We start from the raw sequence: 26,070 nt of genomic DNA, 5'->3' as shown, positions 1-26,070 counted from the left end.
AAAATGGTCAATCTTTCAGTACAATAAGAGTAAAAACCATAATAATAAATAAAAAAAGGAATAAAAAAGTGAAAAGGATAGTGATCAAAGTAGGAAGCAGTGTCTTGACAGAGACAACAACAATTGCAAAAGAGAGGATGCTGAACCTGGCCTCTTTAATTGCTGAAGCCAGAAAAAAATATGAGGTCATTCTTGTGACGTCAGGAGCAGTCGCTGCAGGCTATACAGCAGTTAAATTAAACCGAAGTGTTCCCACAAGCAAAAAAGTTTTAGCCTCTGTCGGACAGCCTATCCTTATGAGCTCTTATAAAAACAAGTTTGATATATATGATGTGCCTATTTCCCAGATACTTTTAACAGAAGAGGATTTTGATTCAAGAGTACATACAAAGATCTTTCAGGACATTATAGACAGAACACTGAAAAATGATATTTTACCTATAGTCAATGAGAATGATATCTCCACAACACCGGATCAACTTTTTGGGGATAATGACCAACTCTCTGCTCATATCACCTATTATACCGGTGCTGATCTGCTTGTGATCCTCAGTGACATTGATGGTTATTATGATGATAACCCCAAAGAAAATCCAAATGCAAAGATCAGAAAAGTGGTCACGGAGATCAAAAAAGAAGAACTCGCACAGGAGCATACGCCGAACTCACAGTTTGCGACTGGCGGCATCGTGACCAAACTCAAAGCAGCTGATTATATTATCGGTAAAAAAAGAGAGATGTTTTTATGCAATGGGTATGATCTGACAGCGGCTAGAGAGTTTTTAATAGAGGGTGTCCATAATAAAGGGACGCTGTTCACAACGAAAAAAGAGAAGAAAGAGAAATAATGAAGCTAACATTTATTGGCAATGGCAATATGGCTAAAGCGCTGATCGAGGGGTTAGTAGAAAAATATGAGATAGAGGTGCTTGGAAGGAATAAACACTCTTTGCAAGCGCTTCAAGAACAGATCCCCCAAGTTTCGACCAAAGTGATGGAAGAAAAAGAAGATATGTCTGGTAAACATATAGTACTGTGTGTCAAACCCTACTCTCTTCCCGATCTGGCTCCCAAATTGACGGGTGAAGCAGAAGCTGTTTATTCCGTTTTGGCAGGTACGTCCATAGAGAGTCTCAGCGCACAGATCAAAGCAAAAAAATATATCAGAACGATGCCGAACTTGGGTGCGAGTCATCTTAAATCTATGACAACGATCACAGGAGATGAAGAACTAAAAGAGAGTGCATTAGGTATCTTTAATTCTATTGGCAGGAGTTTATGGCTCAACAGCGAAAACGAGCTGGATATCGCAACAGGTGTCGCAGGCAGCGGACCTGCATACCTGGCTCTGATCGCTGAGAGTCTGGCCGATGGTGCGGTCAATCAGGGACTGAAGCGTGCGGATGCCCAGGTACTGGTACAAGGTCTATTTGAAGGATTTGCATCCCTCCTTGCACATGAGAACCCGGCGATCATCAAAGACGGTGTGATGAGCCCGGGAGGAACCACTGCTGCCGGATATGCAGCATTGGAGCGTTGTAACGTACGTAACGGGATGATGGAAGCGGTCAGTGATGCCTATGCAAAAGCCAAAGAACTTAAAGAAAAAAACTAACAAACAAGGAAATTAAAATGACAAAACTAGAAAACATATCGATGATCAAAGAAGCCAATGTATATTTCGATGGGAAAGTGGTCAGCAGAACTATTTTTTTACCCAATGGAGAGAGACAGACCTTGGGTGTGATGCAGCCGGGTGAATATACATTTGACACGAATGAAGCAGAGATCATGGAGATGATGAGTGGAGAATTGGAGATCAGACTTCCAGGTGAAACAGAATTCAGAACACTGCATACACCTGAAAGCTTTAATGTTCCGGCCAACTCATCTTTTGATCTGAAGATCAAAACGGTGACAGATTACTGCTGCAGCTACATAAAGGCATAAGCATGGAAGATTTTTTAAAAGAAGCCAAAAGTTCAAGCAGGGTTCTGGCCACCATCAGTGGACGTGAAAAAAACCGAATACTGAATGAAATGGCCCAGGCACTGAGAGATAACAGCAGTAACCTAGTCGCTCAAAACAAAAAAGATATGGAAGAGGGAGAAAAGAGCAATCTCTCTTCTGCACTGATGGACAGGCTTTTGTTAGATGAGAGCCGCATCGATGCTATGGCAACAGCCATAGAAGAAATAGCAGCATTGAAAGACCCTGTAGGCCGTATCTTGGATGGATGGATCACTGAAGATGGATTAAATATGCAAAAGGTTTCTATCCCTATCGGTGTGATAGGGATCATTTACGAGTCTCGTCCCAATGTCACTTCAGACACTGCAGCACTCTGTTTTAAAAGCTCCAATGTCTGTGTACTCAAAGGGGGAAAAGAAGCGCAGAACTCCAATGAAGAGATCGCAAAGATACTTCAAGATGTCTTAGAAGCGAACAATCTTCCGCGCGCCTTGATCTCACTCATCCCGGATGCATCAAGAGCGGGGGTCGACAAACTTATCAAGATGGACAAATATGTGGATCTTATCATCCCAAGAGGTGGGGCAGGACTCATCAAGCATGTCTCTGAAAATGCGACTGTCGCTGTGGTTAAACACGATAAAGGACAGTGCCATACCTACATCGACAAAGATGCAAAACTGGACAATGCCATAGCCATCGCACTCAATGCAAAAGTACAACGTCCCGGTGTATGTAATTCTATGGAGACACTCTTGGTTGATGCTGCGATAGCAGAGAATGCCTTACCTCAACTCAAAGCTGCATTTGATAAAGCACACACTGAGCTCAAAGGTGACAGTAGAACACAAAATATCATAGAAGTAGCACATGCAACCGATGAGGATTATGATACGGAGTATTTGGCGAATATTTTAAATATCAAGGTCGTAGATGGCGTCGAAGGTGCCATTGAACACATTGTGAGATTTTCTTCGGGGCATTCTGAAGCCATTATCACAGAAAATATCACGACGGCTGAACTGTTTTTGAATGCCATCGATGCTGCAGCGGTCTATGTCAATGCTTCGACACGCTTTACAGATGGAGGCGCATTTGGATTTGGTGCAGAAGTGGGGATCAGTACCAACAAACTCCATGCCAGAGGACCGATGGGGATAGAGGGGCTTACCACCTATAAATTTAAAATTTACGGCAGCGGACAGATACGTAAATAGTCTGTTTCTTGTGTCTACTACAATACAGCCCTCAAGGCTGTAGTGTACCCTGCAACAGGATACTCCTGTCACTTATTCTGAATACTCGATTTTACGTCTCCACACAAACACGCCTAATGAAGTAGTGAGCACCAGGAAAACCAACCCCACTATCACGCTGAATGTACCACTCGAACCCTCTGTGAATGGCAGACCGCTCGTATTCATACCAAAAAAGCCAACGATCAGATTAAGCGGAAGAAAAACCGCTGAAATAATAGTAAGAAGAAAAATGAGACGATTCATTTTTTCATTGGTACGTGTATTGTAAAAATTATAGAGATAATCCAGTTTTGAAAGCTGCAGTGTTGCAGAGCGTAAAATACGTTCACAGTGCTCGTGAATATCTATATAATGGTTCAAGGGAAAACTCCCATCCGTCTCATAATACTGGATCATATCCTGCATGACAGCTGAAGTACGGTGCATGATACGTTCTACCCGTAAAATATCTCTTTTTAAAGTGAGCCACTGTGTCATAAAGTTCGTTTTTACCGTACCTTCATAGAGTGTCTCTTCCATGTCAGAGATCTGATCCTGATAGGTGTGAAAGGATTTAAGTAAATGGTCCAGCATGGTATCTATTTTTTGATGCGGCCCTTCAAATCGACTCTCCAACGCTTCTAGTCTACCCTTTTTGGCATTGAAGAGATAACTGGTATCCTTCGTAATAATAAACCCCAACGAGACCGCTTCAAGCTTCTCAGTAATGACAGGAAGACGTACAATAAGCATATCATATTCATCATTTTCATCAAAAATAGAAGGATGATGACTGTTATCCAAATCTTCCAGATGCAGTGTATCGACCAGATGTTCTACATGTGCCATGATTTTACCTTTCAGATATCATTTCAGATCATACTGTCAACCTAATATTTCAGCCTCGACAGAGACCAGAATATTCTCATCTGCTTTCAGATCAACTGTGGAATCCTGTTCTTTAAAATCAAGTTCTCTCAATATCAGCTTCATCGCTTCAATACGTGCTTTATGTTTATCATTTGAACGAATGATATGCCATGGAGACTCGGGTGTATGTGTGCGTTCGAGCATAATTCTCTTTTTATGCGTGAACTCATTCCACATGGCCTGTGCCTGCATATCTATTTCACTCAGTTTCCATTGTCTCAAAGGATCGGTCCGGCGTTTTTCAAAACGTTCATTTTGTATCTCTTTTGAAACACTCAGATAGATCTTGATCAAACGTGTATCATGCCTCGTAAAGGAATCTTCAAAGTTGGTCACCGTGTCTAAAAAAAGTTCATACTCATTCTGGGTACAAAATCCAAAGACCGGTTCAACCATGGCACGATTATACCAGCTGCGATCAAAAAGTACCAACTCTCCCCCACGTGGGAAATGCTTGATATATTTTTGGAAATACCATTGCGATCTCTCCTCATCCGTAGGTTTACCAAGGGCCACGGAACGGCAGTGCTTTGGATTCAGGTACTGGGCTATACTGCCTATAAGACTTCCTTTCCCTGCCGCATCTCTTCCTTCAAAGAGTACGATCACCTTCTGGGACTTTTCTTCTATATGCGTAAGCAGTTTGACCAATTGCGCCTGATATATCTCCAACTCTTTCATCCTGGTATAATATATATCGGCTTCCGTATGAGTTTGGCGTAAAAGCGCATTCTCTTTACGCAGTTTTTCTATGATTTCTTCATGCATCTCACATTCCTAAGTCTCAATATAGTCATTTTTATACGATCCTCTCATCTACTATTGGAATTTCCATCAGTGTCTCATCCTGATGGAAAGGCTCCATGCGCTCTTCAGCGATTTGAATATCTTTCAGTGCTGCGATATGAAAAGCTGCATCTCCCTCATGAATAAGAGGAATTTGAGTTTTCCCTATGATAATACCATCAAAAGGTGCTGTCACTTCATAGCTTTGATCATCAAACAGTGAATGAATACGTGCAATGATATCACCCTCTTCCACTACAGTACCTAATTGTTTCATGGTTTGTATCATACCACTTTCGTGCGCACGTATCCATTTGCTGTTTTTTGTCAGGACAGGCTTGATACGACTGCTTTTTTTGACTCGCACCGGTAACATCTCGTTGGCTCTGAGTACATTAATAATGCCTTTGACACCGATCTTTATCGACTTTTCATCCAGTCTCAATGCTTCTCCTGCCTCATACAGCAGTATAGGTATCCCTCTGTCTTGTGCCACAGCACGCAAAGATCCGTCCCTTAACTCCGAATGCAGTATCACCGGTGCTTCGAATGCATAGGCAAGGCTCAACGTATGTTCATTGTTGATATTGGTACGCACCTGGGGAAGATTGTCCTTATGGATACTCGCCGTATGCAGGTCGATCCCCAGATCGCATTTGGATACGATCTCATCAAAAAAGGTCTTTGCCAGACGTGAGGCAAGTGCTCCCGTGGAATGACCCGGGAAACTTCTGTTCAGGTCACGTCTGTCAGGCAAATACCTCGAAAGGTTGATAGCGCCGTAAATGTTCACGATAGGCACGAGTATCAATGTACCTTTGAGTTTCGTGAGCAGATGCAGCTGACGAAGACGACGAATGATCTCTATACCATTGAGTTCGTCTCCATGGATCGCTGCACTGATGAAAACCGTAGGACCCGCTTTTTTGCCACGTATCACATAGGCCGTAAGAGACGTAGGTGTACCGTAAAAACTTGGCAACTCTATCTCTACACGTCTTTGTGTGCCTCTGGGTATCTCCTCACCGCCCAAGATAAAAGGATTGTGTCTCATTTATGCCCCAATATTGTCTTTCCTGCGACGAGGTGGTTTTTTATTATCCGTAGGTTTGAGGCTGGCTTCAATATAATCCATGATCTTCCCTGCGATATTTGCATTGGTCGCTTTCTCAATACCTTCAAGTCCAGGAGATGAGTTCACCTCCATCACCAGTGGACCACGATCTGAAGGGATCATATCTACACCGCACACACCCAGTCCCATTGCCTTGGCAGCAGCGATGGCCGTAGATTTTTCCTTACGGCTCAGTTTATGTGCGGAAGCACTGCCCCCCTGATGAAGGTTAGAGCGGAAATCACCTTCTGCCCCTTGGCGTTTCATTGCACCGACCACTTGGCCGTTGATGACGAATGCACGGATATCGGCACCACCAGCCTCTTTGATAAACTCCTGAACCAAAAGACTGACGTCCATGCCATAAAAAGCATCCAAGACCGATTGTGCTGCTTTTTGTGTCTCCGCAAGTACTACACCGACTCCTTGTGTTCCTTCAAGGATCTTAAGCACCAACGGTGTCCCTCCGATGAGTTTGATCACATCTTTGGCGTTGGCTTTATTGGATGCGAACACCGTTTTTGGCATATCCACATCATGAATAGATAAAACCTGAAGACTTCTCAGTTTGTCTCTGGATCTTGCGATCGCAAGGTTTCCTGCGACACTGAAGGCTCCCATCATTTCAAAGTGACGTACCATTGCTGTTCCGTAAAAGGTACGGCTTGCACCAATACGAGGGATGATCGCATCAGGTACCGGCAGTAGTTCACCATCGTAAACCACTAACAATTCTCCCTTCACGATCTCGATCGTACACATCAGATAATCTATGACACGTACATTCCATCCTTTTGCCTCAGCTGCCTCTATCAATCTTTGTGTTGAATAGAGTGTTGTATTTCTAGAAAGTATGTAAACGGTCATTATTTTTCCTTTGTAATATATTTATGAGAAACATCTATCAAATAGTGATGTGATAGGAAACGTCTTCCTATAAGCATAGGATACTTCATATTTTCTCGATTGGTGAGTGAGATCTCTGCTTCATATGTTTTACAACCTAATTTCAACATTGATTTGACGAATACTCTCTCTTCAATGCTGCCATTGGAACTTTTCACATTTTTGATCTTAGATATGGGCAGCGTAAGCCTTTTACCATGATAGGCAGGATGCACTTCATCATGCAGGGTAAAAATAACTTTCTCACCCTCTACTTCAATGTCGTCACAGTGCATAGAACAAGAGTCCGCGCCTGTATCGATCTTGGCATCCAAAGCAAAAAGTTCCAGTCCGGGAAGATCCACTCTTTCTATATATCCTATTACTTCCATCTTCTTTCCTTTTCTTTATACTTTCAAATAAAGTGTTTGCAATATTTTCAGTGCCTTCTCAATGGATTCCAGAGAAACTGTTTCTGCCGTCGTATGATACCCCGTCGTAGGAAGCTGAAATGTGGTTCCCTGTATGGAGCCGTCACTCGCTTTTGCCAAGCGTCCCATCTCCGTACTTCCCAGAGAATAAAGGGGCTTCCCTTGAGAGAGGAACTCTCTGTTAAGCTCCTCTATAAAGGCATCTTTGTATCCGTATTTTATCGAGAATTCATCACAAATGGATTCAATCTGCTTGGTCAATGGTGAGACAAAGGTGGCATTCGCATCTTTGTTCCTCAACACGATGTGCTGTGCTTCAGCAGCGACCCTCCCCGGATAGGGACTGGTATCAAGTACCAGTAAAGAATCGGTTGAGAGATCATGTCCTCTGAACCACTCAAGTAAATAGCGCCAGCTTTTTCCTACCTCTTCTTGGGCCGTAAAAAAAGCGCGTCCCTGGTATCCCCTCTCATATAAAAAAACAATGATCGCAGCACTCAGTACGTTATCCAGTTGTGCAGAGAGATACCCATCCTCATAGGTCAGTGTATCCACATAGGCTACAGGTGTACCGGCATTCAAATGTTCCAGCCCTTTGACCTTGAAAAGAAGGTTCAATCTGCGTTCGCACATATAGGCACTGTCTATCTCTCCCAGACCGAGGTAGGCCCCGGACCATGGATCATAGGCTTGTACACGCTGGTTCATAAAACGTCCCATGATGTCTTTATAGGTTTTTTCAGCCACAGAGTCCCCTGTCAGATCCCCTCTGTTCTGTGCTGTGAACGCAGCATACTGGAATTCATTGGGACCGGTACAGATAAGACCATGACGGTCAATATGTGCAGAGATCATACCCGCATCAGGTTCAGAGCCTTCTGCCACAAGTAAGCCTTCATAAAGCGTAGCAGTGATCCCTCTCTCTTCCAGTTCTCTTTTCAGGTAAAGAAAAAAAGAGTGTTCCGCACCTACCACAGAAGGGGTACGTATCAGCTGTTTCAGTATGTCAAAGAAACGGCCTATCTCTTCGGTTTCACCGCCAATCTCTTGCATATGTTTTAAAAAGATCCTCTTAAACACAATACCCTGCTTTCTTTCATAAAATTCATACTAATTATTGCATAGATAAGCTTCTAAACGCACCCCTAACACGCTAAAAAAAGATTTTATTTCAAGTTTAACCTGCTATTTACATAGGGAGAATAATCTATAGTCCACACCTAATACACACATTCGTTTTATACTATTCCAAATAGAATCTTTCATAATGAGAAAAGAGAAAATAAAAAATCTTTGATGAAAGTGGCAAGGATCATACGTAATGAAAGCATCAGACCTATTTATAAAAGCATTGGAAAATGAAGGTGTTGAATATATATTCGGAATTCCCGGTGAGGAAAACTTGGACCTTTTAAACTCCTTGCAGAACTCCAGTATTCAATTTATTTTGACCCGTCATGAACAGGGCGCAGGCTTTATGGCTGCAACCTATGGAAGATTAACGGGGAAAGTCGGTGTATGTTTGGCTACTTTGGGACCCGGTGCGACCAATCTTGTGACACCGGCAGCATATGCCAACCTGGGAGGTATCCCCATGCTGATGATCACGGGTCAGAAACCGATCAAAAAAAGCAAACAGGGGCGTTTTCAGATCATCGATGTGGTGCACATGATGGAACCCATTACAAAATATACAAAACAAGTGGTCAATGGTAACAACATAGCTGCCGTGGTACGTCAAAGTTTTAAACTGGCTTCACAGGAGAGACCCGGTGCCGTACATATTGAACTGCCTGAAGATATTGCAAGAGAAGAAGTGGATGAGCAACTGTTCCCTGTCCGTAAAACCTATTATCCGGTTGCCAGAAAAGAAAGTCTACAAAATGCCTTAAAGATGTTATACGAGGCAAAAATGCCGCTGGTCCTCATTGGAGCCGGAGCAAATCGAAGGTGCATCGGTTCTGCGATGAAAGATTTTATAGACAAACTCGGTATACCGTTTTTTATGACCCAAATGGGAAAAGGCGTGGTGAGTGAGTTCCATCCTTTATACCTTGGAACCGCAGCACTCTCTGATACCGATTATCTCCATTGTGCGATAGACAGGGCGGACCTGATCATCAATGTAGGACATGATATCGTCGAAAAACCGCCATTTTTTATGAAAGAGGGAGGTACAAAGGTCATCCATATCAATTTTTCTCCTTCCAATGTGGATGATACCTACTTCCCTCAGCTTGATGTGACCGGAGATGTGGCTTGTAATTTAAATGCTTTGACAGAACTTGCGCAAAAGCAGGCACATTGGGATTTTACATACTTTATGCGCATCAAAGAAGAATCACAGACACATATTGTCAAATATTTCAAAGATGAAAGATTTCCGATCTTACCGCAAAGAGCGCTCAAAGACATTAGGGATGTCCTCCCCAAAGATGGCATTTTGACGTTGGACAACGGTATCTACAAGATATGGTTCGCACGTAATTATAAATGTTTTTTACCGCATACACTTTTACTCGATAATGCATTGGCCACTATGGGTGCAGGTCTGGCTTCTGCGATGGCTGCCAAGATCGTTCATCCCGATAAAAAAGTGATCTCTGTGTGTGGAGACGGTGGTTTTATGATGAATTCCCAGGAGTTGGAAACTGCAGTACGGCTGAAGTTAGATCTTGTCATCATCATTTTAAATGACAGTGCCTACGGTATGATCAAATGGAAACAGGAAGGGATGGGATTTGATCATTTTGGATTGGATTTCAAAAACCCGGACTTTGTCCAATATGCCAAAGCCTATGGTGCCATGGGCTATAGACCGGCCTCCTGCGATGAATTCGGTTCCATTTTAAATGAGGTGATCGACCGTAAAGGTGTACATCTGATCGATCTGGCAGTAGACTATAGTTTAAACCATGCCATTTTAAATGAGTTACTCAAAAATAAAACGTGTTTGGCATAAGCCGTAAACCATAGAATAGATCAATAATTTTAGGAGTGGGTAGTATGAACAGCATTAAAGTAAAGTCACCATTTAACGGAAAGGTATTGGATGAGATACCCCTTTCAAATGAGCAAGATATTGACCTGGCTTTGGATCGTGCCAGAAAAGTGTATGAAAGCCAGGAGATGTGGTTGCCTAAATATGAACGTATCGCTATTTTAGAGAAAACGGTTGAGATCATGCGCAGCCGTATAGAGGAACTCACTCTTATCGCAGCCAGTGAAGGCGGTAAACCCTATATGGATTCAAAAGTTGAAGTAGAACGTGCCATCAATGGTGTAAAGCTTGCTATTGAACATATGGGTGTTTTTGAGGGGAAAGAGATAGCCATGGGTCATACAGAAAGTTCTGTGAATCGTATGGCCTATACTATGAAAGAGCCTATTGGCGTGGTTGCCGCAATTTCAGCATTTAACCATCCTTTAAATCTTGCTGTACATCAAACCGTTCCGGCTATAGCAGTGGGATCGCCTGTAATAATTAAGCCTTCAGAGTCTACACCTATGTCCGCCATTAATTTTGTCAAAATTTTATATGAAGCAGGATTGCCTGAAGCGTGGTGTCAAGTAGTGATCTGTCCCAGAGAAGCAGCGCAGTATCTCGCTACAAGCCCCAAAATAGACTATTTGACCTTTATTGGTTCAGGTGCTGTTGGATGGTACCTGAACTCAAAAGTCTCTCCAGGTACCCGTGTGGGCCTTGAACATGGAGGTGTCGCACCTGTTATCGTTGAAGCCGATGCCGATATGGAAGCATTGATCCCCGCTTTGGCCAAAGGTGGATTTTATCATGCAGGCCAAGTCTGTGTCTCCGTGCAACGTATCTATGTGCATGAAGATATTTGTGATGAAGTGGGTTTCAAATTAGCACAGGCAGCGCAAAAGCTGATTGTGGGTGATCCTCTGGATCCCAAAACAGAGGTGGGGCCACTTATTTCACACCAAGAAGTCAACCGAATAGAGTCTTGGGTCAATGAGGCGATTTCGGGAGGAGCAAAAGTACTTTGCGGAGGTCAACGTATTTCTGAAAGCTGTTTTGAACCCACAGTACTTTTAGATCCGCCGCAGGATGCCAAGGTAAGTACCTCAGAGATTTTTGGTCCGGTTGTCTGTATTTACCCCTATAGTGATATTGAAGATGCTTTTAAAGACGCCAATAGCCTTGAGTACTCTTTTCAAGCGGCAGTATTTACTAAAAATATTGACACAGCCTTGCTGGCGGTTAAGCGTCTCAACGGCACTACGGTGATGGTAAATGACCATACGGCATTCAGGGTTGACTGGATGCCGTTTGGCGGGGCTAAAGCATCAGGTTTGGGACGGGGTGGCATCTCTTATTCCATGGAAGAGATGAGTAAGGAGAAATTGATGGTAATAAAATCTTCAGTTTTATAAGTTCAATTTTACTTTTACCTACAAATTATGTGTAGATTGTGTACTGTGAATCATAGAAATAAATGGAGAGTTATCATGTTGGGAAAAATACTGTTAGGTTTGTCTGTTTTGTCATCACTGTGTATCAGTGAAGTAGTAGAAAGTGATAAAGCACTTGCCTTTTCATATAATGATAAATCCCTTGAGTGGGGCCCCTGTCCTGCATTTCTCGGTGAAGCATGCCAGATTGCAGTACTTCATGGCGATCCTGCCAAAGAGAACCTGGATATTTTCTTTAAAGTCCCCGCGGATTATGCTATCCCGCATCATTGGCATACTTCAGCAGAACGGATGATACTGGTAGCGGGGAAGATGACGGTGACCTATGACAATCAGGAGAGTGAACTGCTTACAAAAGGGATGTATGCCTATGGTCCGTCCAAACGTCCACATACTGCCTATTGTGAAAAAGGTGAGGAGCCATGTGTCCTCTTCATCGCATTTGAAGAGCCTATCGATGCATTTGAAGTGATCAAAGAGACTAAAGAATAGATCTCTTGTGATGATTCATCTTCATACCTAAAGAGAATATCTCACATTATCGCAGGAGAATAAGTTGACAGATTTTGGTAGTTGGCCGTTGCCATGGATCGTTTCCGCCTTTATAATCGTTACACTCATTATCGGATGGTTCGGTATCAAGATGACCAAAACAGCCCGTGATCTTGCTCAAAGCACCGGCCTGGGTGAAGTACTGATGGGTGCAGTCTTTATTGGTGCATCCACATCCTTGTCAGGTATTACAACCTCTGTCTCCGCTGCGGCTTCAGGCTATGCAGAGCTGGCAGTGAGTAATGGATTGGGAGGCATTGCTGCGCAAACTGCATTTCTTGCTCTGGCAGACATAACATATAGACGTGCAAACCTTGAACATGCAGCTGCATCAGCCGAAAATCTCTTTATGTCCGCCTTCCTTCTTACACTGTTGGCCATACATGCATTAGCGCTATCAGTCCCCACGATCAGTATCTTCGGTGTGCATCCGGCTACCATTGTTCTGATCATCATATACATATTTGGGGTACATCTTCTGGCTCGTACACACGAAACCCCGATGTGGCTTCCAAGAAAGACAAAAGATACTTCATCAGAATCAGAAGACCAAGGTCGTCGTCATGGCCGATACCTTCAAGAACTCTGGATACGCTTTACGATCTACGGAACAATCGTTGCTTTGGCAGGTTGGTCACTTGCGCAGCTGGCTATACCTCTTGGAGAAAAGGCAGGTCTGCCTCATGGAATCGTCGGTGGTATATTTACAGCTGTCTCGACATCTATTCCTGAACTCGTAGTCGCCATTACAGCAGTACGTATGGGTGCCCTAAACCTGGCAGTGGGAGACATTATCGGCGGCAATGCATTTGACACACTTTTTATTGCCGCATCCGATATCGCTTACCGGGAAGGACCGATCTATGCTGATATCTCAAGTGCTGAGCAGTTCTGGCTTGCCAACTCAATGCTAATGACCGGTGTATTGCTTATGGGACTGATATATCGAGAACGCCACGGCCCAGGGAACATCGGTTTGGAAAGTGTGGTTTTACTTGTCCTGTATTTCGGAGGGCTTATCACCCTTTCTCTAGTAGGATAAAGGTAATGCTAAAAGGAATTCTTGAAAAAGCATTGTAGGTTATGATATACTTTAAATACAGAAGAAGGGTATTTTCTTCCTTTCATAACTAGGAGATGCATATGAAATATAAAATCTTGGGCATTGTTATACTAGTAGCAATAGCCATACAATTTATACCCTACGGTAAAGACCATTCTAATCCACCGGTAGTTGCGGAGCCTGTATGGGACAGTCCCAAAACAAAAGAGTTGTTTGTTCGTGCTTGCGCTGATTGTCATAGTCATGAAACAAAATGGCCTTGGTACAGCAATATCGCTCCGATATCTTGGTTAAACCAATATGATGTAGAAGAAGGACGGGAACACTTTAATGTCTCCATGTGGGGTGTCCAAAAAAAGAATGAGGGGAATGAAGCTAAAGAAACGTTTGAAAAAGGTGAAATGCCACCTTGGTTCTATGTGATTGCTCATCCTGATGCCAAATTATCAGAGAGTGAAACAAAAGAATTCATGAAAGGCCTTGTAGCAACATTTGGTGAAGAAGAAGATGATGAGGACTAGCTGTTAAAACGCTCTAGATCGCTCAAAATCTTTTATTTCAAAGAAGTGGAAAGTGAAGATTGATTCAAAGGAATGTAATCTTCACGATTGTACATCTAAATCGGTTATTACAGCTCTTTTCTATCAAATCTGCAGCACTTTTGACAAATGCTTCAGGTACAACTGCTTCTTTCGCGTACATGACACTTCCAACCATACCTATCAACACTATGAACTTCAAAAAACGTACTACAAAATGATGCATATCAATCCTTTTCCATAGATGATCTTATAACTTAACCAATAACGATATTCTCTTACTGGTATAGTATAAGAAAATTATAAAATGGGTCTTACTGTTGTTTTGTGAGGTAAAAAAAAGACACTACGGTCAGCACGATGAACGGATTCACAACGATACATAACCCGGTAAGAATAAATAATTTTTTTAGCATCCGGGATTGTACTGAGCTATCTTGAAAGTAATTTGAAATGCGAAAGGCGCTAACATCATTTGAAGTTAAAATACAGAAGTCTGCGTATTTAAACAGACCTCTATGATAGATAATATGATCTGATCGAAGAGTGACTGCAAAATATTGACATTTTTTTAGAGAATGACCCTTTATTTTCTCAATCTTGGCAGACAGCAGCGTTTATACTTCAATCCGCTTCCACAGATACATTTTTGGTTGTTGGTAAATTTTACTTTGTCTTCATAGATCTCACCATCGACATATTTGTACATATCGTTTATTTTGATAAACGTGGACCTTTCATGATGGACATGCTGTACATGATCGAAGATATAATAGGCTTTAAACTCCACGATATCATCACTAAAGTCGATGATCTCCAAATGCTGCCACACACTGTTATCTGCCCAATCCTGTATAAATTTAAGTTCTTCATCACTCCATGTGTGATCATGTGTTGTTGCCTGAAGATAGTTCACATCACCCAGACAGTAGGCACTGTAACGTGAGCGCATAAGACTAAGGGCAGTAGTTGCCGGCTTTTGTACCCTTAAAATAGGTTCACAACATTCTGAAAAATCCAATCCGCTTTTACAATAACACTTCATCCTCTTAACCTTAAATCCTCTCTTTGTCTCTCGATCACCGTTGAGCGTGATCCATAGGAGGCAGCATCATACCATAAAACGCATATTATAATATAAACTCAGTATACTACACCATGACAGGAATCAACAATTCAATGGAGGAAACCCCAAAATGCCAAGAAATAAACATTTGCCTCTGAACAATATCTTTATCCCTTCCAATGTGCCTTCTAAAAAGCTTATGGTCATTCTGCATGGCCGTGGGGATTCAGCTCGTGGCTTTACCTTCTTGCCGCCTTACCTCAACATGGACGATATGAACTATCTTCTTCTGAATGCTCCCTATAGCTATTACGGAGGCTTCTCATGGTATGATCTGCCGCCCAACCAATTGGAAGGTATTACACATTCAAGGGCCATACTCACAGAGATCTTTGATACACTGTTTGAAGAAGAGTTCAACGCACATGAAAGCTTTTTGTTCGGCTTTTCCCAAGGGGCATTACTGACCTTTGAATTTGGAGCCAGATATGCCAAAGTGCTTGCAGGGTACATCGCAGTAAGCGGGTATATCTACGATGCCGACACGCTTTTACAAGAGATGAACCCGAATGTCAACAGTTCAAACTGGTTATGTACGCATGGGACTTATGATGGTATACTCCCATTTAATACCTCAAAAGCACAAATTGAAACATTACAAAATGGCGGGTTTGACATCACATTTAAGAGTTATGATAAAGACCATACTATTGCCGAAGATGAATTGATGATGATAAAAAAGTGGATAAAAAACAAACTTTAAGAACGAGGTTTTTGTAAGGATGCATGCTTAAGTATATGTTCTTTTTTTCTTCTCTGTGCTACTTTGAGCATCTGCGTTTTTTCTTCTATATTTGCTTTGTTCCATTGACACATATCCTCAAAAGTACGAAAACACCCTAGACAGACCTCATCTTCATTGAGACAACATTTTTTTATGCATGGTTTGTTTATATCTATCATCATTATTTCCTTCTAAGTGCTGCGATAAATGTTTGAATTTCTTTTCTCCATACCACCATCAAAAAAGTACGGTTGTATCGATTTTCATACTACTTTGGCATCGCTTTAGTTTGGCTAAAAGGTATCGACATCACTTCCTTCTGTTTTACTATCACTCCTCTTAAAAAATATGCTATTATCTCTCCAGTAAATAAAACAGGATCACATAATGCACAAGCAAGCTTTAGAAAAAATAGCTTTATGTAAGAAAAAGAAACTCAAATACCTGGATCTCAGTGGTCTTGGACTCACGGAAATTCCTTCAGAGATAGCTGCACTCACTTGGCTTGAACGCCTTTCACTCTCCCATAACCATATTACGGATATCAGACTGCTTTCATCACTGACAAAATTGCATAAACTGTCGCTTTCCCATAATAAGATCTCTGACCTCAGCCCTTTGATATCCAATGAAAAAATGAAATTCATTTTTATCCAGGACAACCTCATAGCTGATATCACACCTCTGGGTCACCTCACGACACTCAAAAAAGTGGTTGCCCATACCAATCATATACAAAACATCGAACCCCTGGCATTATTGCCTGAGCTCGTCTATTTGGATGTGAAAGAGAATCCTGCTCAAGAGTTAAAAAACCTTGATGCCTTTGGCAGACTGCTTGTGATGAAAGTATAATTACCGATACGTACTATACTAAAAGTGTTTCACTAGATCAAGCGCTGCAGTGACAGCCCCGTCCAGATATCCGCCTTCTCTATAGGCACTCTCTGTACCCGAAAAGATCAGCCGACCGCCAAAGGTTGTTGCACTGAATCCATACTTGGGATGCTCACGCAGAGGCATAGCATCAAGAGATGTTGAAGTATAAGGCTCTTTCTTCCAATCTACAAGATAAAAGTTGGACGGATGGGCAGCTTTGCTTCCATACAGTCGTGTGAGTTGATGTATGATCTCGGCTTCCAGGTTTTCATACTTTGCATGGCTGTGCACAAAACCGAAAAGTGCTGCTTTGTCTTGTGTGCAGGCATCATGTATCTCACTCAAAGGTCCCAGGTGCGAAATGGCAAAACCGCTTAAGCCCTCTTCTCTCCAAAATGCATCAGGGTACACTATCACACACTTGGCAGCATACCCCATCCATGTAGGTATCTTCTGCAGCTTCTCATGCAATGCTTCGGGTAATACAGGCGAATATTCTATGCTTTCTAGAGCTAAACGCGGAGGTAGCGTCGAGATCACCTTCTCTGCTTCATATGTTTTATCTGCAGTTTGAACCATGATCACTTCATTTGTCTGTGTTAAAGAGCATACCTTTTCATGAAGATGTACAGGGTTTTCAAGTCTCTTTTCCAGCGCTTTGACCATTTGACTGATACCGCCTTGAATACGGAATGAAGGGTGTGTTTGGGAAGGTCTGAAGTGTTGTACCCCCTCAGGTGCATCATAGGTGGCAAGTCCCTCTGTATGTTGTGAAAAAAGTACCAGACCCAAAGTCTCTATCAGATTTAAAATGTTTTTTTGATGGGACCAAACCCACGATGGTCCCATATCATGCCCCTCTATCCCCATGATACGTCCACCTGTACGATCACGTGCTTCCAGGATCGTCACATCATACCTCTCTTGAAGCAATACGGCACTAAAGAGTCCGCTAAGCCCTGCACCGATGATCACTAATTTCTTTTTCTTCATACCGCCATTGTAACCAACCATCATGAGAGAGAGTTAAAACAGGGAATAAAATGATTTTCTGTACAAAGAGATCTGTTCCGTTTCTTTCTGAAAATGGTATCCCTGGTCTAAGATTATTTTTCTTAAAAAATGTGACAGAATAAGTTATAATGATAAAAAGGAGACAGGATGAAGCAGATGAAACTATGGGGTCTATTATTTGTGCTTGTAGTGGCTACCAGCACCCTTGATGCAGAGACAAAACGTTATCAGATCCAGTCAGCTATCATTGAATATGCTACCAAAAGCAGTGGCAATGTCATGGGGATACAAACCCAAACAGAGGGCAAAAGCAAAACACTCTTTAAAGAGTGGGGCAAGGTAGAACTGCATGACGAGAGAACAAGATCCGTTATCATGGGAAAAGAGGCACATAGCCGCCAAACCACAAAGATCGACCATGATAACGTCTATATCGTAGATTATGAACAAAAGAGCATTCATCTGTATGATTCCAAGAGTTTAATGCAGTCTGAATATAAAGACCTTGCCAAAAATACAAAAGAGACGATACTTTCCATGGGCGGTACAAAAACCGGTGAGGAGACTTTGTTTGGCTATGATTGTGAAATATGGGAAACACAACAGATAAAGCTCTGGCTCCACAAAGGGATCATCCTGAGATCGATAACCCATATGATGGGCCTGACACATAGCATAGAAGCTACGGATATTCAGATGAATGTTTCTGTCTCTGATGAAGATCTTAAATTACCTGATTTTCCTATCAAGACGATGCAGCAGGGCGAGCCCTCACCAATGCCACAAATGACCCCTGAACAAATACTGCAGATGCAAGAGATGATGAAGAATTTCACACAAAAATAGAAGGACCGCACGATGAAGAATGTACTGATTATCAACGGACATCAAAGATATGACAAGATTGCAGAAGGGAGGCTAACCAAACTCTTTGTAGACACTGCCGGCGATTTTTTTACCCAACATGGGTTCCATGTGAAAGAGAGTATGGTTGAAGGGGCCTATGATGTCCAGGATGAGCTTGATAAACTTGCCTGGGCGGATTATATTCTGTTCCAGTACCCTGTTTTTTGGATGGGTGTGCCCTGGATCACTAAAAAATACATCGATGAAGTTTTCTCTGCAGGTATGAATACAGTCACCTATGTCAGTGACGGTAGAAGCAAAGATGACCCTTCTAAAAAGTATGGCAGCGGAGGACTGATGCAAGGAAAAAAATATATGCTAAGTCTCACCTATAACTGTCCGGAAAGTGAATTTGACAACAAGGAGGGTTTCTTTGACGGTCTCTCTTTGGATGAAGCAAATATTGCCACACATAAACTCTTTCAGTTTTGCGGTGCAGCACCGCTGGAAACGTATGCGATACATGATGTATTTAAAGAGAATCTGGATGTAGATACTGAGCTCAAACGCTTCAAAGATACACTGGAAAGAAATTTTATCACCGGCTGACAGGTCTCTTATTTGTGGTTATATCTCTTTGGGATGTAAGCCTGCTATGCTTTTTTCATCTCCACTAAAAGTATATGTACATCGCTCAGAGCTTCAACATGCAGATCTTCATCTGAAACCTCGGCCGCATCTCCCCCTTTAAAGTCCAACCCGTTGATCTTGGCGTCACCTTCCATCAGTTTCACATAGAGCTGTCTATTTTTGCCCAGTTCAAAGGTAATCGTTCTGTTTTGATCCAACTCCGAAACATACATGTTTGCATCCTGATAGATATTGATAATGTCAGGTGTACCTTCCGGCGCTATAAGATGCAGCCACTGATTATGACGTGTTTCCGGGTCAAAGACTTTTGAACCATACTGGGGTTGAAGTCCTTTAGTGTGTGGGAGTATCCACGTTTGTATGAGATGCACTTCTGCATCACCTTCATTTTTTTCAGAGTGTGTGATACCCGTACCTGCACTGAGATACTGCACAGATCCGCGTCCCAAACTCTCTTTATTTCCCATGCTGTCCTGATGTGTCAGTTCTCCGCGTATCACATACGTGATGATCTCCATATCTTCGTGTGGATGTGTACCAAAACCTGTATGGGGTTGGATAATGTCATCATTCATCACACGCAGTACACCATAATGCATATGATCACGATCATAATATTCGGCAAATGAAAAATGGAACCTGCTTTTCAGCCAGCCATGCTCCGCTGTATAAAGTCTTTCAGTAGCTATATGAGTCGTCAAAAAAGCTCTCCTCTAAATGATCCCAGAATGATTTTCCTTTTATATCATTTTTTTCTTCATAAACCAAAGTGGTTTCAATGTCATTGAGGTATTTATCATAGACCATTTCTTTTTCATGCTTCAGCGGTGTCTCACAGTGACATCTCTGATACCATTCCAGTGTTTCAGGACCTGTCATCAATGCCCTTTGCATTGCATTGACGATATACAACCCCTCAGGCTCTACATCTGCGATGCTACCATCTGTGAGTGCCGTAAAAAAGGCCTTCATTTGCAGTTTATCTATCTTCGCTTTGACCTTGTATAGCATGTCAGCTCCTTTCACCTGAATTCTGTATCATATCAGGCGCACTGTGTACTATATATGTAATCATTGTATAATGCCATCACATCATCCTAAGGCAAACCATGAATATCACCTACCAGCTCACACAAGAGGAATACCTGCAGGCAGTCAATTTACATCATAAAAAAGGGAAAAGAACCTTCATACTGGCTATCTATGTCATGTTGGCTACCCTCATTGTGATCGTCGGAACTGACTTTTCCAATACCCGTGAGATCATGACCAACACTATCGCTGCATTTTTTTCTATCTCTTTTTATATGCTTTTTGTACGTGTGCTTTCTGCGTATCAGGCCAAAAATGTGTATCAAAAAAGCACGACTCTGCCAAATGAGGTCACACTGCATATTTCGGGAAAAGGTATCAAATTAGATAAGAAGCGTCACCATGCTGCCATTCCGTGGCGTGCATTTTCCCAGTGGAAAAATGACGAGAGGTTTTACCTTCTTTATACCAATCCCCGTCAATTCAATGTGATTCCGGTCCGTGCTATGAGTGAAATAGAGAAAAAAGAGCTTAACACGTATCTACAGAAATATATTTCCTAAAATAAACTTAGATCATCGGGATGGCCCATTTTTTGTAGTATGCGACCAGCCTGAGCACTATCCCCGCTATAAACACCATGATCATCGTATAATAAGAGATCAATTCGTAAAGATCCAACACATAGAGCGTCAGGCCTATCAGAAGTGCGATCGTTCCATAAAATCCTGTTTTCAGTACAAAAGGGATCTCATTGATGATGACATCCCTGATGATCCCTCCTCCAACTGCCGTTACAAAGGCTAAAGCCAAAACACCTGTAAGATTAAGCCCTGCTTCTATGGCTATGAGTGCACCCGTAATGCTAAAAGAGATAAGCCCTATCGAGTCGCTCAGGATAAAAAATGATTTGTTCTCTATACTGTCTCTTGTGTTGAATCTAAAGACGATCAGTAAGATCATGACGATAAGAATGGTGAGTGCAGGTATATTGTGGGTAAAGGTATAAGGCATTTTATCCACAACGACATCTCTGATGATCCCTCCACCCAGGGCAGTAAGAAACACAGAGATCAAAGTACCCAGAAAATCAAGCTGATTCCGTGTAGCCACAAAAAAACCGGAACTTGCAAAAGCGATAATACCGATATACTCTGCGATCTCAAACATACAGTGCTGCCTGCTCTATCAATTTCAAGATCGTTCTACTAGTTGGAGACACAGGCATTGCCCCTTGAACCCCACTGGACAATGATGCCGTGTTTGTTGGTCTCAAGATAGAGTTTGCAGGTTCGTTGAACAACATCTGTACCATAACCAAACATACCGTAACCACCATGATAATATGGCCAATGTCCATACCCCATGGACATTGAAGGATAACTGTAGATCCTGGATCTTTCATACACATAGACTTTATTCTTATTTGGCAGTATATAGGTAGTGTCCGGATATCCTATTTTCTTAATAAGATCATTGATATCCTGTCCGACCCAGGCATTATACTTGTTGACAAAATTCTGATGTGTTGCACACCCCTGCATGAACAAGAGTGCCGTCATAAAAAGAGAGAGTTTTAAAACATATTTCATGACCTATTCCTTTCTAAATTAATTCATCTATGGATGATTTATTCTTTGTAAGTATGCGGTACCAGTCTTCCGTCTTGCCCCACATCTCTTCTAAACTCCAATTCTCTCGGATCAGATCTCATCACATGAAGAAACATAAAGACATATCCACCTACTACGACAAACAAAATAATAAGAGAGAATGCTATAACAGGCAAAAGGTCCATAGTGACTCCAAATATGTAATGTATCGCTCATTCTAGCGTATTATGACACAAATTACAAACCGGTGTTCCGTATGAATATCCAAAAACAGTTAGATTGAAAACGTGGGAACGAGACTGTATTGAGGGGAATTTACGTATACTTTTGGCAGAATCTGCCAAATGTATACGAAGAATGATCTACCGTAAGCTATTTGGCCATTCTAAATCTAGGCAGGTTTAAAAAATCAAATTTTTCACATAACAGATTAACATCATTATCTATGGCTTCACCGATAAATATCATAATAGATCGTTCAGTATAGTTCTCTAACTCTTCAAAGGAGACATTACCGAATGAGTAATTTATCACGATAGGGTTGGGAACATCTTTGGTTCTTACGACACCTTTGACCCTGTAAATACTTTTTGGAAGCGTTTTTAACACTTCATCGACATCGGAAAATGTAACATCATCTTTAAGATAAACCACTTTTTGGGTGATAGAATCTTGTGTCGTATGATCAAGGTGTTCATACTCTTTCGCCATTCCGATGATCTCATCGACCTTATAGACACCTTCAAAGACTTCTTTATGGACAATACCCTGCTGGGCATAATTGATCACATAGTGATTGAATATCTTTTTGCCTGTAAGCGTGTTTTTGATATTGTACTTTTCTTTGATCTCAATGACATCTTGCTTGACAGCTTCCAATTCATCTTCATTCACAAGATCGGTCTTATTCAGGAGGATGATATTAGAACCGCCAATTTGATATTTAGCCGTTGAATTCTCTTTATAGGAATCAAAGTTTTTTGCATCGACCACACAAATAACCCCCTCAACAGAGATACCCAGGTTTTGAAGCGATAAAAAGATTGGAAAAGGCTCAGATGCCCCTGAAGTCTCAACAAATATGATCTCAGGATTATATTTGTTCATGATCTCGATCACACCGCTTTCAAACTCTTGGGCCAATTGACAACAGATACACCCTTCTGAAATTTCAAGTACTTCACTGTGTACATTCTTCAATATATTTCCATCTACGCCAATATCACCAAATTCATTTACAATAATAGCTACTTTTTTATCAGTAAAATGTTCTTTGACTGTATTTGTGAGCATGGTGGTTTTACCAACACCTAAAAATCCCGTAAGTATAAATGATTGTATCATGTCTGTGTACCTTAAAAATTAAATTGAAATTGAGTGGAGTTTCTTAATACGTAATGTATCGTATGTAGTGTTAAAGTAACAACTGTACAAAAGTACAGTTGTTGTATTTGGTATTATTTGCTTGGAGCTTCCAACATTTGTTCGAAACCTACTTCTTTACACCATTCAGCAGTCAAGTCGAATGCTGCAGATGCAGTGTCAAGGTTTTTCTGGATCAGGTCCATTTTCTTTTTGAACTTTTTCTCAATAACAGAGTCAAGTGTAGCTGTACCACCAGAAGCTGTATATTTCTTAAGGAATCTGTCTTTAATACCTTCTTCAATAGCAGGTTTGCTAACAGTACCTAGAGCACCAAAAAGTGCACCCAACATTGCCATGTTTGTAGCAAGTTCAGTACCTGCCTGGTCGATAGCAAATTGCGTAAAGTCTCTAGTAAGAACTTTTACATTCAAGTCATCTAATGTTTTTTTATCTTCATCAGTTAAAAGATCTATATCAGAGTTGATGATAACAAGACCATTCTCTTTGATACCAGCGTAAAAAGGCATAGTATATGATTTACCCATAGTAATAACTTGTGGGTGATAGATCATAACGATATCAGGATAGATAACTTCCCCTCTATCATAGATAGGCACAGTACCTATTCTTACATAACTCTCAGATGGAGCCATACGTTTTTCAGCACCAAAGAATGGGTTAGATACCGCGTAGTAACCTTCTGTATCCGCTGCAGTTGCTGCAATATGGGCAGCAGTAACCGCCCCTTGCCCACCTAGAGCGGGCATTCTGATTTTAATTGAATCTTTTGCCATTATAAAAGTCCTTCTGCTTTACATTTTTTCAAGTATTCTTCTGCTTCTGGTGAAACATGTTTATAAGATGCAAATCTGTCTTTATCTTGATCTTTCATCTCACCAAGACCTTCGTTTGCACTTAGACCGATCTCAAGGATACATGGTGTATAAAGGTTGATATAAGTTGGTCCGATCTCTCTTGCAACCAAAATCGCTTCTCTTACTGCTTTAGCTACTGCTTTTGGCGCAGAAGCAGTCATGTTTACAGAGTAGTGACAACCAGAAGTTTTAGCAAGCTCCCACATTGGTACCTTGTCAAACTTTTTACCAGTTGGTGCCATTTTAAATACTTGACCTTTAGCCGTCATACCTGACTCTTGACCACCTGTGTTTGCATATACTTCGTTATCAAAACAGATCGTTGTGATCTTTTCTTGTCTAAAGAACGATTGAAGTGTATAGTCAAGACCGATATCAACAGTCGCACCGTCACCTGCTAGAACAACCACATCTTTTTGTGTGTCCGGGAATCTCCAGTCCAATACTCTTTTGATACCAGATGCAACAGCATTTTGGTTACCAAAGAGTGAGTGTACTGTATGAAGTGCAATATGTGGGAACATTAAAGATGTACAACCTGTTGAGTTTACAATGATTGTATCCTCAGGCTTAGGCAATGCAGAGAGTACATATCTTAATGCAGCTGCCTCTGGACATCCGGCACATAGTGAGTGTTCTTCAAGTAACTCTTTTGTATCCGGAAGCTCTTTAATACCACGTGGCTTATCCATATTTTTAGCCCATGTAGCATTTTCTTCAAGCTCAATGATCTCTTTAGGCATGATCTCTCTAAATTCAGGATTGATTTTATATATATCATGTGACATGTTATGCTCCTTTTCCAGGGTTAATATTTTCCATCACTTCTTTAATGATCGCTTCTGCAGGCATACTCATACCACCAGCAACTCTTGGTGCACCAACAATGTTAGCATCAGATTTTCCATAAAGTTTAGCTTTTACTTCATTTGATAACCAACCAACAACGTTGAATTCAGGTACGAATACATGTTTTACACCCTCTAGCGCTTCAAGAAGCTCATCTTCAGGGAAAGGTCTAATAGTTCTTAATTTAATTACTTTACTCTTAACACCCAATTTGTTTAATTCTCTCTCTGCCTCTTTCGCTTGGTTAGAAGCCGTACCACAAGTAACAAATGCGATCTCTGCATCTTCTGTACCTGTAACATGTACTAGACCGTTTAAGTAATGTCTTGCATATGGTTTAGATCTTTCAACTGCTGATCTGATCTCCCACTGCCAAGATGCATGTGTAGCATAAGAGATATAGTTAGACTTCATTACAAATGGATCTCTCAGGAAACGTCCTGGAGGCATCTCAGAGTCGATCGGAGGTAGTGGCGCTGCATATGGATTATATGGCTGAAGAGCGATATCATCCTCTGGCAACATAACTGCCTCACGAGTGTGAGATACAAAGAATCCGTCTACTGCTGTAATGATCGGTACATGGACATCAGGTTTTTCAGCAACTGTAAATGCTGCTAGTGACATATCAAATAGTTCTTGAACATTTTCTGCATACCAGATCATACATCCAGTTTCTAGAAGATATTGTACTTCCAAGTTGTCTGGTTGAATAGTAAGTGGGGAGTTAATACCACGTGCCATTAGGATAAGCTGCATTGGAGCTCTTGTACCTGACCACTGTGCAAAGTTTTCCATTGCTCTAAGTGTACCAGGACCTGAAGTAGTTGTAATTGTTCTGGCACCGGCCATTGAACAACCTGCAACTTCAGACATTACACCAAATTCATTTTCACCACGGAAATAAACACCAACATAACCTTCAGCCCAAAGTTCACCGATAAGGTGAGCTGCTTCAGATTGTGGTGTAATTGGATATGAAACCGATGCATCTACTGTTGCACGTTTAACCGCTTCTTTTACAACCTCAGAACCTGTCATAAAGTGTTTAGTTCTAGGAGCTTCAAAAAGCATATAGTCTGTTGAAACTAGTTTCTGTCCAGACCAGTTGTGTGTTGCTGTCATATCAGTTATTTTACTCATTATAATC

33 protein-coding genes are annotated in these 26,070 nt (G+C 41.5%); 14 read left to right on the top strand and 19 right to left on the bottom strand.

What is annotated here, in order from left to right; all coding sequences use genetic code 11:
- Positions 1 to 68 precede the first annotated feature (68 nt).
- Genes proB through LDM98_RS00965 form a run of 4 tightly spaced genes read left to right on the top strand, consistent with a single transcriptional unit; the run spans position 69 to position 3,188 of the window.
- Positions 69 to 848, top strand: coding sequence for a glutamate 5-kinase (gene proB / locus LDM98_RS00980; RefSeq protein ID WP_223897331.1), 780 nt, complete (start codon positions 69 to 71; stop codon positions 846 to 848).
- Positions 848 to 1,615: a pyrroline-5-carboxylate reductase gene (locus tag LDM98_RS00975; RefSeq protein WP_223897330.1), complete on the top strand. Its 768-nt coding sequence runs from the start codon at positions 848 to 850 to the stop codon at positions 1,613 to 1,615. Before proB ends, LDM98_RS00975 begins: the two co-directional genes overlap by 1 nt.
- Positions 1,616 to 1,632: 17 nt before the next feature.
- The gene (locus LDM98_RS00970; RefSeq protein ID WP_223897328.1) at positions 1,633 to 1,950 is read left to right on the top strand and encodes a pyrimidine/purine nucleoside phosphorylase; all 318 of its coding nucleotides are present in this window, start codon (positions 1,633 to 1,635) and stop codon (positions 1,948 to 1,950) included.
- Positions 1,951 to 1,952: 2 nt separating this feature from the next.
- Positions 1,953 to 3,188, top strand: a complete 1,236-nt coding sequence (locus tag LDM98_RS00965; protein WP_223897326.1) for a glutamate-5-semialdehyde dehydrogenase — start codon at positions 1,953 to 1,955, stop codon at positions 3,186 to 3,188.
- 72 nt (positions 3,189 to 3,260) lie between these two features.
- Here the strand turns inward: LDM98_RS00965 and LDM98_RS00960 are convergent, their stop codons facing one another.
- From LDM98_RS00960 to LDM98_RS00935, 6 genes are read right to left on the bottom strand one after another with little or no spacing between them, the layout of a single operon-like run.
- On the bottom strand, positions 3,261 to 4,058 hold the full coding sequence (locus LDM98_RS00960; protein ID WP_223897324.1) for a CorA family divalent cation transporter: 798 nt from the start codon (positions 4,056 to 4,058) through the stop codon (positions 3,261 to 3,263).
- 36 nt (positions 4,059 to 4,094) lie between these two features.
- Positions 4,095 to 4,907, bottom strand: a complete 813-nt coding sequence (gene ppk2, locus LDM98_RS00955; RefSeq protein WP_223897322.1) for a polyphosphate kinase 2 — start codon at positions 4,905 to 4,907, stop codon at positions 4,095 to 4,097.
- Between the two features lie 31 nt (positions 4,908 to 4,938).
- Positions 4,939 to 5,979, bottom strand: coding sequence for a succinylglutamate desuccinylase/aspartoacylase family protein (locus LDM98_RS00950; protein ID WP_223897320.1), 1,041 nt, complete (start codon positions 5,977 to 5,979; stop codon positions 4,939 to 4,941).
- Positions 5,980 to 6,906: a 30S ribosomal protein S6--L-glutamate ligase gene (gene rimK / locus LDM98_RS00945; protein ID WP_223897319.1), complete on the bottom strand. Its 927-nt coding sequence runs from the start codon at positions 6,904 to 6,906 to the stop codon at positions 5,980 to 5,982.
- Positions 6,906 to 7,316 (bottom strand): RimK/LysX family protein, encoded by a 411-nt coding sequence (locus tag LDM98_RS00940; protein WP_223897317.1) that lies wholly within the window; start codon positions 7,314 to 7,316, stop codon positions 6,906 to 6,908. The genes rimK and LDM98_RS00940 overlap by 1 nt, the downstream gene beginning before the upstream one ends.
- Before the next feature lie 15 nt (positions 7,317 to 7,331).
- Positions 7,332 to 8,408: a peptidase M42 gene (locus LDM98_RS00935; RefSeq protein WP_223897315.1), complete on the bottom strand. Its 1,077-nt coding sequence runs from the start codon at positions 8,406 to 8,408 to the stop codon at positions 7,332 to 7,334.
- Positions 8,409 to 8,676: 268 nt separating this feature from the next.
- On the opposite strand from LDM98_RS00935, the gene LDM98_RS00930 reads away from it, so the two are divergent.
- From LDM98_RS00930 to LDM98_RS00910, 5 genes are all read left to right on the top strand, one after another.
- Complete coding sequence (locus LDM98_RS00930; RefSeq protein WP_223897313.1) at positions 8,677 to 10,317, top strand: acetolactate synthase large subunit; 1,641 nt, start codon at positions 8,677 to 8,679, stop codon at positions 10,315 to 10,317.
- A 44-nt stretch (positions 10,318 to 10,361) separates the two neighbouring features.
- Positions 10,362 to 11,753 carry an aldehyde dehydrogenase family protein gene (locus LDM98_RS00925; RefSeq protein WP_223897311.1) on the top strand — a complete coding sequence of 464 codons (1,392 nt, stop codon included), beginning with the start codon at positions 10,362 to 10,364 and terminating at the stop codon, positions 11,751 to 11,753.
- Between the two features lie 75 nt (positions 11,754 to 11,828).
- Positions 11,829 to 12,284 carry a cupin domain-containing protein gene (locus LDM98_RS00920; protein WP_223897309.1) on the top strand — a complete coding sequence of 152 codons (456 nt, stop codon included), beginning with the start codon at positions 11,829 to 11,831 and terminating at the stop codon, positions 12,282 to 12,284.
- A 64-nt stretch (positions 12,285 to 12,348) separates the two neighbouring features.
- Positions 12,349 to 13,386: a sodium:calcium antiporter gene (locus LDM98_RS00915; RefSeq protein WP_223897306.1), complete on the top strand. Its 1,038-nt coding sequence runs from the start codon at positions 12,349 to 12,351 to the stop codon at positions 13,384 to 13,386.
- Between the two features lie 101 nt (positions 13,387 to 13,487).
- Positions 13,488 to 13,928, top strand: coding sequence for a heme-binding domain-containing protein (locus tag LDM98_RS00910; RefSeq protein ID WP_223897304.1), 441 nt, complete (start codon positions 13,488 to 13,490; stop codon positions 13,926 to 13,928).
- Between the two features lie 64 nt (positions 13,929 to 13,992).
- Here LDM98_RS00910 and LDM98_RS00905 read toward each other — a convergent pair whose 3' ends face one another.
- Together LDM98_RS00905 and LDM98_RS00900 are read right to left on the bottom strand one after the other, a co-directional pair.
- Entirely contained in the window at positions 13,993 to 14,172 is a 180-nt protein-coding gene (locus tag LDM98_RS00905) for a hypothetical protein (protein WP_223897302.1), read from the bottom strand.
- 360 nt (positions 14,173 to 14,532) lie between these two features.
- A complete protein-coding gene (locus LDM98_RS00900; protein WP_223897300.1) occupies positions 14,533 to 14,991 on the bottom strand; it encodes a YchJ family protein in 459 nt (152 codons plus the stop codon).
- Positions 14,992 to 15,142: 151 nt separating this feature from the next.
- Between LDM98_RS00900 and LDM98_RS00895 the strand changes: the two genes are divergently transcribed.
- The gene (locus tag LDM98_RS00895) at positions 15,143 to 15,775 is read left to right on the top strand and encodes an alpha/beta hydrolase (RefSeq protein WP_223897298.1); all 633 of its coding nucleotides are present in this window, start codon (positions 15,143 to 15,145) and stop codon (positions 15,773 to 15,775) included.
- Here LDM98_RS00895 and LDM98_RS00890 read toward each other — a convergent pair.
- Positions 15,772 to 15,975, bottom strand: a complete 204-nt coding sequence (locus LDM98_RS00890) for a DUF1289 domain-containing protein (protein WP_223897296.1) — start codon at positions 15,973 to 15,975, stop codon at positions 15,772 to 15,774. The genes LDM98_RS00895 and LDM98_RS00890 overlap by 4 nt on opposite strands.
- A gap of 208 nt (positions 15,976 to 16,183) precedes the next feature.
- On the opposite strand from LDM98_RS00890, the gene LDM98_RS00885 reads away from it, so the two are divergent.
- Positions 16,184 to 16,651: a leucine-rich repeat domain-containing protein gene (locus LDM98_RS00885; RefSeq protein WP_223897294.1), complete on the top strand. Its 468-nt coding sequence runs from the start codon at positions 16,184 to 16,186 to the stop codon at positions 16,649 to 16,651.
- Between the two features lie 18 nt (positions 16,652 to 16,669).
- On the opposite strand, the gene LDM98_RS00880 is transcribed toward LDM98_RS00885, so the two are convergent.
- Positions 16,670 to 17,668 carry an FAD-dependent oxidoreductase gene (locus tag LDM98_RS00880; protein ID WP_223897292.1) on the bottom strand — a complete coding sequence of 333 codons (999 nt, stop codon included), beginning with the start codon at positions 17,666 to 17,668 and terminating at the stop codon, positions 16,670 to 16,672.
- Positions 17,669 to 17,836: 168 nt separating this feature from the next.
- On the opposite strand from LDM98_RS00880, the gene LDM98_RS00875 reads away from it, so the two are divergent.
- Positions 17,837 to 18,535, top strand: coding sequence for a DUF4412 domain-containing protein (locus LDM98_RS00875; protein WP_223897290.1), 699 nt, complete (start codon positions 17,837 to 17,839; stop codon positions 18,533 to 18,535).
- Positions 18,536 to 18,547: 12 nt separating this feature from the next.
- Positions 18,548 to 19,144 (top strand): NAD(P)H-dependent oxidoreductase, encoded by a 597-nt coding sequence (locus LDM98_RS00870; protein WP_223897288.1) that lies wholly within the window; start codon positions 18,548 to 18,550, stop codon positions 19,142 to 19,144.
- Positions 19,145 to 19,188: 44 nt separating this feature from the next.
- Here LDM98_RS00870 and LDM98_RS00865 read toward each other — a convergent pair whose 3' ends face one another.
- Both LDM98_RS00865 and LDM98_RS00860 read right to left on the bottom strand, forming a co-directional pair.
- Positions 19,189 to 19,887: a pirin family protein gene (locus LDM98_RS00865; RefSeq protein WP_223897286.1), complete on the bottom strand. Its 699-nt coding sequence runs from the start codon at positions 19,885 to 19,887 to the stop codon at positions 19,189 to 19,191.
- Positions 19,865 to 20,197, bottom strand: coding sequence for a hypothetical protein (locus LDM98_RS00860; protein ID WP_223897284.1), 333 nt, complete (start codon positions 20,195 to 20,197; stop codon positions 19,865 to 19,867). Before LDM98_RS00860 ends, LDM98_RS00865 begins: the two co-directional genes overlap by 23 nt.
- Before the next feature lie 98 nt (positions 20,198 to 20,295).
- On the opposite strand from LDM98_RS00860, the gene LDM98_RS00855 reads away from it, so the two are divergent.
- Positions 20,296 to 20,781, top strand: coding sequence for a YcxB family protein (locus LDM98_RS00855; RefSeq protein ID WP_223897282.1), 486 nt, complete (start codon positions 20,296 to 20,298; stop codon positions 20,779 to 20,781).
- 7 nt (positions 20,782 to 20,788) lie between these two features.
- Here the strand turns inward: LDM98_RS00855 and LDM98_RS00850 are convergent, their stop codons facing one another.
- From LDM98_RS00850 to LDM98_RS00820, 7 genes are all read right to left on the bottom strand, one after another.
- Positions 20,789 to 21,388 carry a trimeric intracellular cation channel family protein gene (locus tag LDM98_RS00850; protein ID WP_223897281.1) on the bottom strand — a complete coding sequence of 200 codons (600 nt, stop codon included), beginning with the start codon at positions 21,386 to 21,388 and terminating at the stop codon, positions 20,789 to 20,791.
- A gap of 38 nt (positions 21,389 to 21,426) precedes the next feature.
- Positions 21,427 to 21,810 (bottom strand): hypothetical protein, encoded by a 384-nt coding sequence (locus tag LDM98_RS00845; protein WP_223897280.1) that lies wholly within the window; start codon positions 21,808 to 21,810, stop codon positions 21,427 to 21,429.
- 38 nt (positions 21,811 to 21,848) lie between these two features.
- On the bottom strand, positions 21,849 to 22,016 hold the full coding sequence (locus LDM98_RS00840; RefSeq protein WP_223897279.1) for a hypothetical protein: 168 nt from the start codon (positions 22,014 to 22,016) through the stop codon (positions 21,849 to 21,851).
- 187 nt (positions 22,017 to 22,203) lie between these two features.
- On the bottom strand, positions 22,204 to 23,175 hold the full coding sequence (locus LDM98_RS00835) for a GTP-binding protein (protein WP_223897278.1): 972 nt from the start codon (positions 23,173 to 23,175) through the stop codon (positions 22,204 to 22,206).
- 113 nt (positions 23,176 to 23,288) lie between these two features.
- Positions 23,289 to 23,990: a 2-oxoacid:acceptor oxidoreductase family protein gene (locus LDM98_RS00830; RefSeq protein ID WP_223897277.1), complete on the bottom strand. Its 702-nt coding sequence runs from the start codon at positions 23,988 to 23,990 to the stop codon at positions 23,289 to 23,291.
- Entirely contained in the window at positions 23,990 to 24,859 is an 870-nt protein-coding gene (locus LDM98_RS00825) for a thiamine pyrophosphate-dependent enzyme (RefSeq protein ID WP_223897276.1), read from the bottom strand. The genes LDM98_RS00830 and LDM98_RS00825 overlap by 1 nt, the downstream gene beginning before the upstream one ends.
- A 1-nt stretch (position 24,860) precedes the next feature.
- Positions 24,861 to 26,063, bottom strand: a complete 1,203-nt coding sequence (locus LDM98_RS00820) for a transketolase C-terminal domain-containing protein (RefSeq protein WP_223897275.1) — start codon at positions 26,061 to 26,063, stop codon at positions 24,861 to 24,863.
- Between the last annotated feature and the right edge of the window lie 7 nt (positions 26,064 to 26,070).

This window comes from Sulfurovum sp. TSL1 (genome assembly GCF_019972135.1).
Lineage (GTDB): Bacteria > Campylobacterota > Campylobacteria > Campylobacterales > Sulfurovaceae > Sulfurovum.
This window is presented reverse-complemented; position numbering and strand designations above follow the sequence as displayed.

Bases quoted from the DNA above. Each gene is read 5' to 3' on its own strand.
- LDM98_RS00895 (WP_223897298.1), top strand. From the start codon at position 15,143: ATGCCAAGAAATAAACATTTGCCTCTGAACAATATCTTTATCCCTTCC.
- LDM98_RS00875 (WP_223897290.1), top strand. From the start codon at position 17,837: ATGAAGCAGATGAAACTATGGGGTCTATTATTTGTGCTTGTAGTGGCT.
- LDM98_RS00950 (WP_223897320.1), bottom strand. From the start codon at position 5,979: ATGAGACACAATCCTTTTATCTTGGGCGGTGAGGAGATACCCAGAGGC.
- LDM98_RS00890 (WP_223897296.1), bottom strand. From the start codon at position 15,975: ATGATAGATATAAACAAACCATGCATAAAAAAATGTTGTCTCAATGAA.
- LDM98_RS00940 (WP_223897317.1), bottom strand. From the start codon at position 7,316: ATGGAAGTAATAGGATATATAGAAAGAGTGGATCTTCCCGGACTGGAA.
- LDM98_RS00820 (WP_223897275.1), bottom strand. From the start codon at position 26,063: ATGAGTAAAATAACTGATATGACAGCAACACACAACTGGTCTGGACAG.
- LDM98_RS00975 (WP_223897330.1), top strand. From the start codon at position 848: ATGAAGCTAACATTTATTGGCAATGGCAATATGGCTAAAGCGCTGATC.
- LDM98_RS00855 (WP_223897282.1), top strand. From the start codon at position 20,296: ATGAATATCACCTACCAGCTCACACAAGAGGAATACCTGCAGGCAGTC.
- LDM98_RS00910 (WP_223897304.1), top strand. From the start codon at position 13,488: ATGAAATATAAAATCTTGGGCATTGTTATACTAGTAGCAATAGCCATA.
- LDM98_RS00870 (WP_223897288.1), top strand. From the start codon at position 18,548: ATGAAGAATGTACTGATTATCAACGGACATCAAAGATATGACAAGATT.
- ppk2 (WP_223897322.1), bottom strand. From the start codon at position 4,907: ATGCATGAAGAAATCATAGAAAAACTGCGTAAAGAGAATGCGCTTTTA.
- LDM98_RS00935 (WP_223897315.1), bottom strand. From the start codon at position 8,408: ATGCAAGAGATTGGCGGTGAAACCGAAGAGATAGGCCGTTTCTTTGAC.
- rimK (WP_223897319.1), bottom strand. From the start codon at position 6,906: ATGACCGTTTACATACTTTCTAGAAATACAACACTCTATTCAACACAA.
- LDM98_RS00860 (WP_223897284.1), bottom strand. From the start codon at position 20,197: ATGCTATACAAGGTCAAAGCGAAGATAGATAAACTGCAAATGAAGGCC.
- LDM98_RS00880 (WP_223897292.1), bottom strand. From the start codon at position 17,668: ATGAAGAAAAAGAAATTAGTGATCATCGGTGCAGGGCTTAGCGGACTC.
- LDM98_RS00850 (WP_223897281.1), bottom strand. From the start codon at position 21,388: ATGTTTGAGATCGCAGAGTATATCGGTATTATCGCTTTTGCAAGTTCC.
- LDM98_RS00900 (WP_223897300.1), bottom strand. From the start codon at position 14,991: ATGAAGTGTTATTGTAAAAGCGGATTGGATTTTTCAGAATGTTGTGAA.
- LDM98_RS00960 (WP_223897324.1), bottom strand. From the start codon at position 4,058: ATGGCACATGTAGAACATCTGGTCGATACACTGCATCTGGAAGATTTG.
- LDM98_RS00965 (WP_223897326.1), top strand. From the start codon at position 1,953: ATGGAAGATTTTTTAAAAGAAGCCAAAAGTTCAAGCAGGGTTCTGGCC.
- LDM98_RS00830 (WP_223897277.1), bottom strand. From the start codon at position 23,990: ATGGCAAAAGATTCAATTAAAATCAGAATGCCCGCTCTAGGTGGGCAA.
- LDM98_RS00930 (WP_223897313.1), top strand. From the start codon at position 8,677: ATGAAAGCATCAGACCTATTTATAAAAGCATTGGAAAATGAAGGTGTT.
- LDM98_RS00835 (WP_223897278.1), bottom strand. From the start codon at position 23,175: ATGATACAATCATTTATACTTACGGGATTTTTAGGTGTTGGTAAAACC.
- LDM98_RS00905 (WP_223897302.1), bottom strand. From the start codon at position 14,172: ATGCATCATTTTGTAGTACGTTTTTTGAAGTTCATAGTGTTGATAGGT.
- LDM98_RS00845 (WP_223897280.1), bottom strand. From the start codon at position 21,810: ATGAAATATGTTTTAAAACTCTCTCTTTTTATGACGGCACTCTTGTTC.
- LDM98_RS00970 (WP_223897328.1), top strand. From the start codon at position 1,633: ATGACAAAACTAGAAAACATATCGATGATCAAAGAAGCCAATGTATAT.
- LDM98_RS00885 (WP_223897294.1), top strand. From the start codon at position 16,184: ATGCACAAGCAAGCTTTAGAAAAAATAGCTTTATGTAAGAAAAAGAAA.
- LDM98_RS00840 (WP_223897279.1), bottom strand. From the start codon at position 22,016: ATGGACCTTTTGCCTGTTATAGCATTCTCTCTTATTATTTTGTTTGTC.
- LDM98_RS00920 (WP_223897309.1), top strand. From the start codon at position 11,829: ATGTTGGGAAAAATACTGTTAGGTTTGTCTGTTTTGTCATCACTGTGT.
- LDM98_RS00925 (WP_223897311.1), top strand. From the start codon at position 10,362: ATGAACAGCATTAAAGTAAAGTCACCATTTAACGGAAAGGTATTGGAT.
- LDM98_RS00825 (WP_223897276.1), bottom strand. From the start codon at position 24,859: ATGTCACATGATATATATAAAATCAATCCTGAATTTAGAGAGATCATG.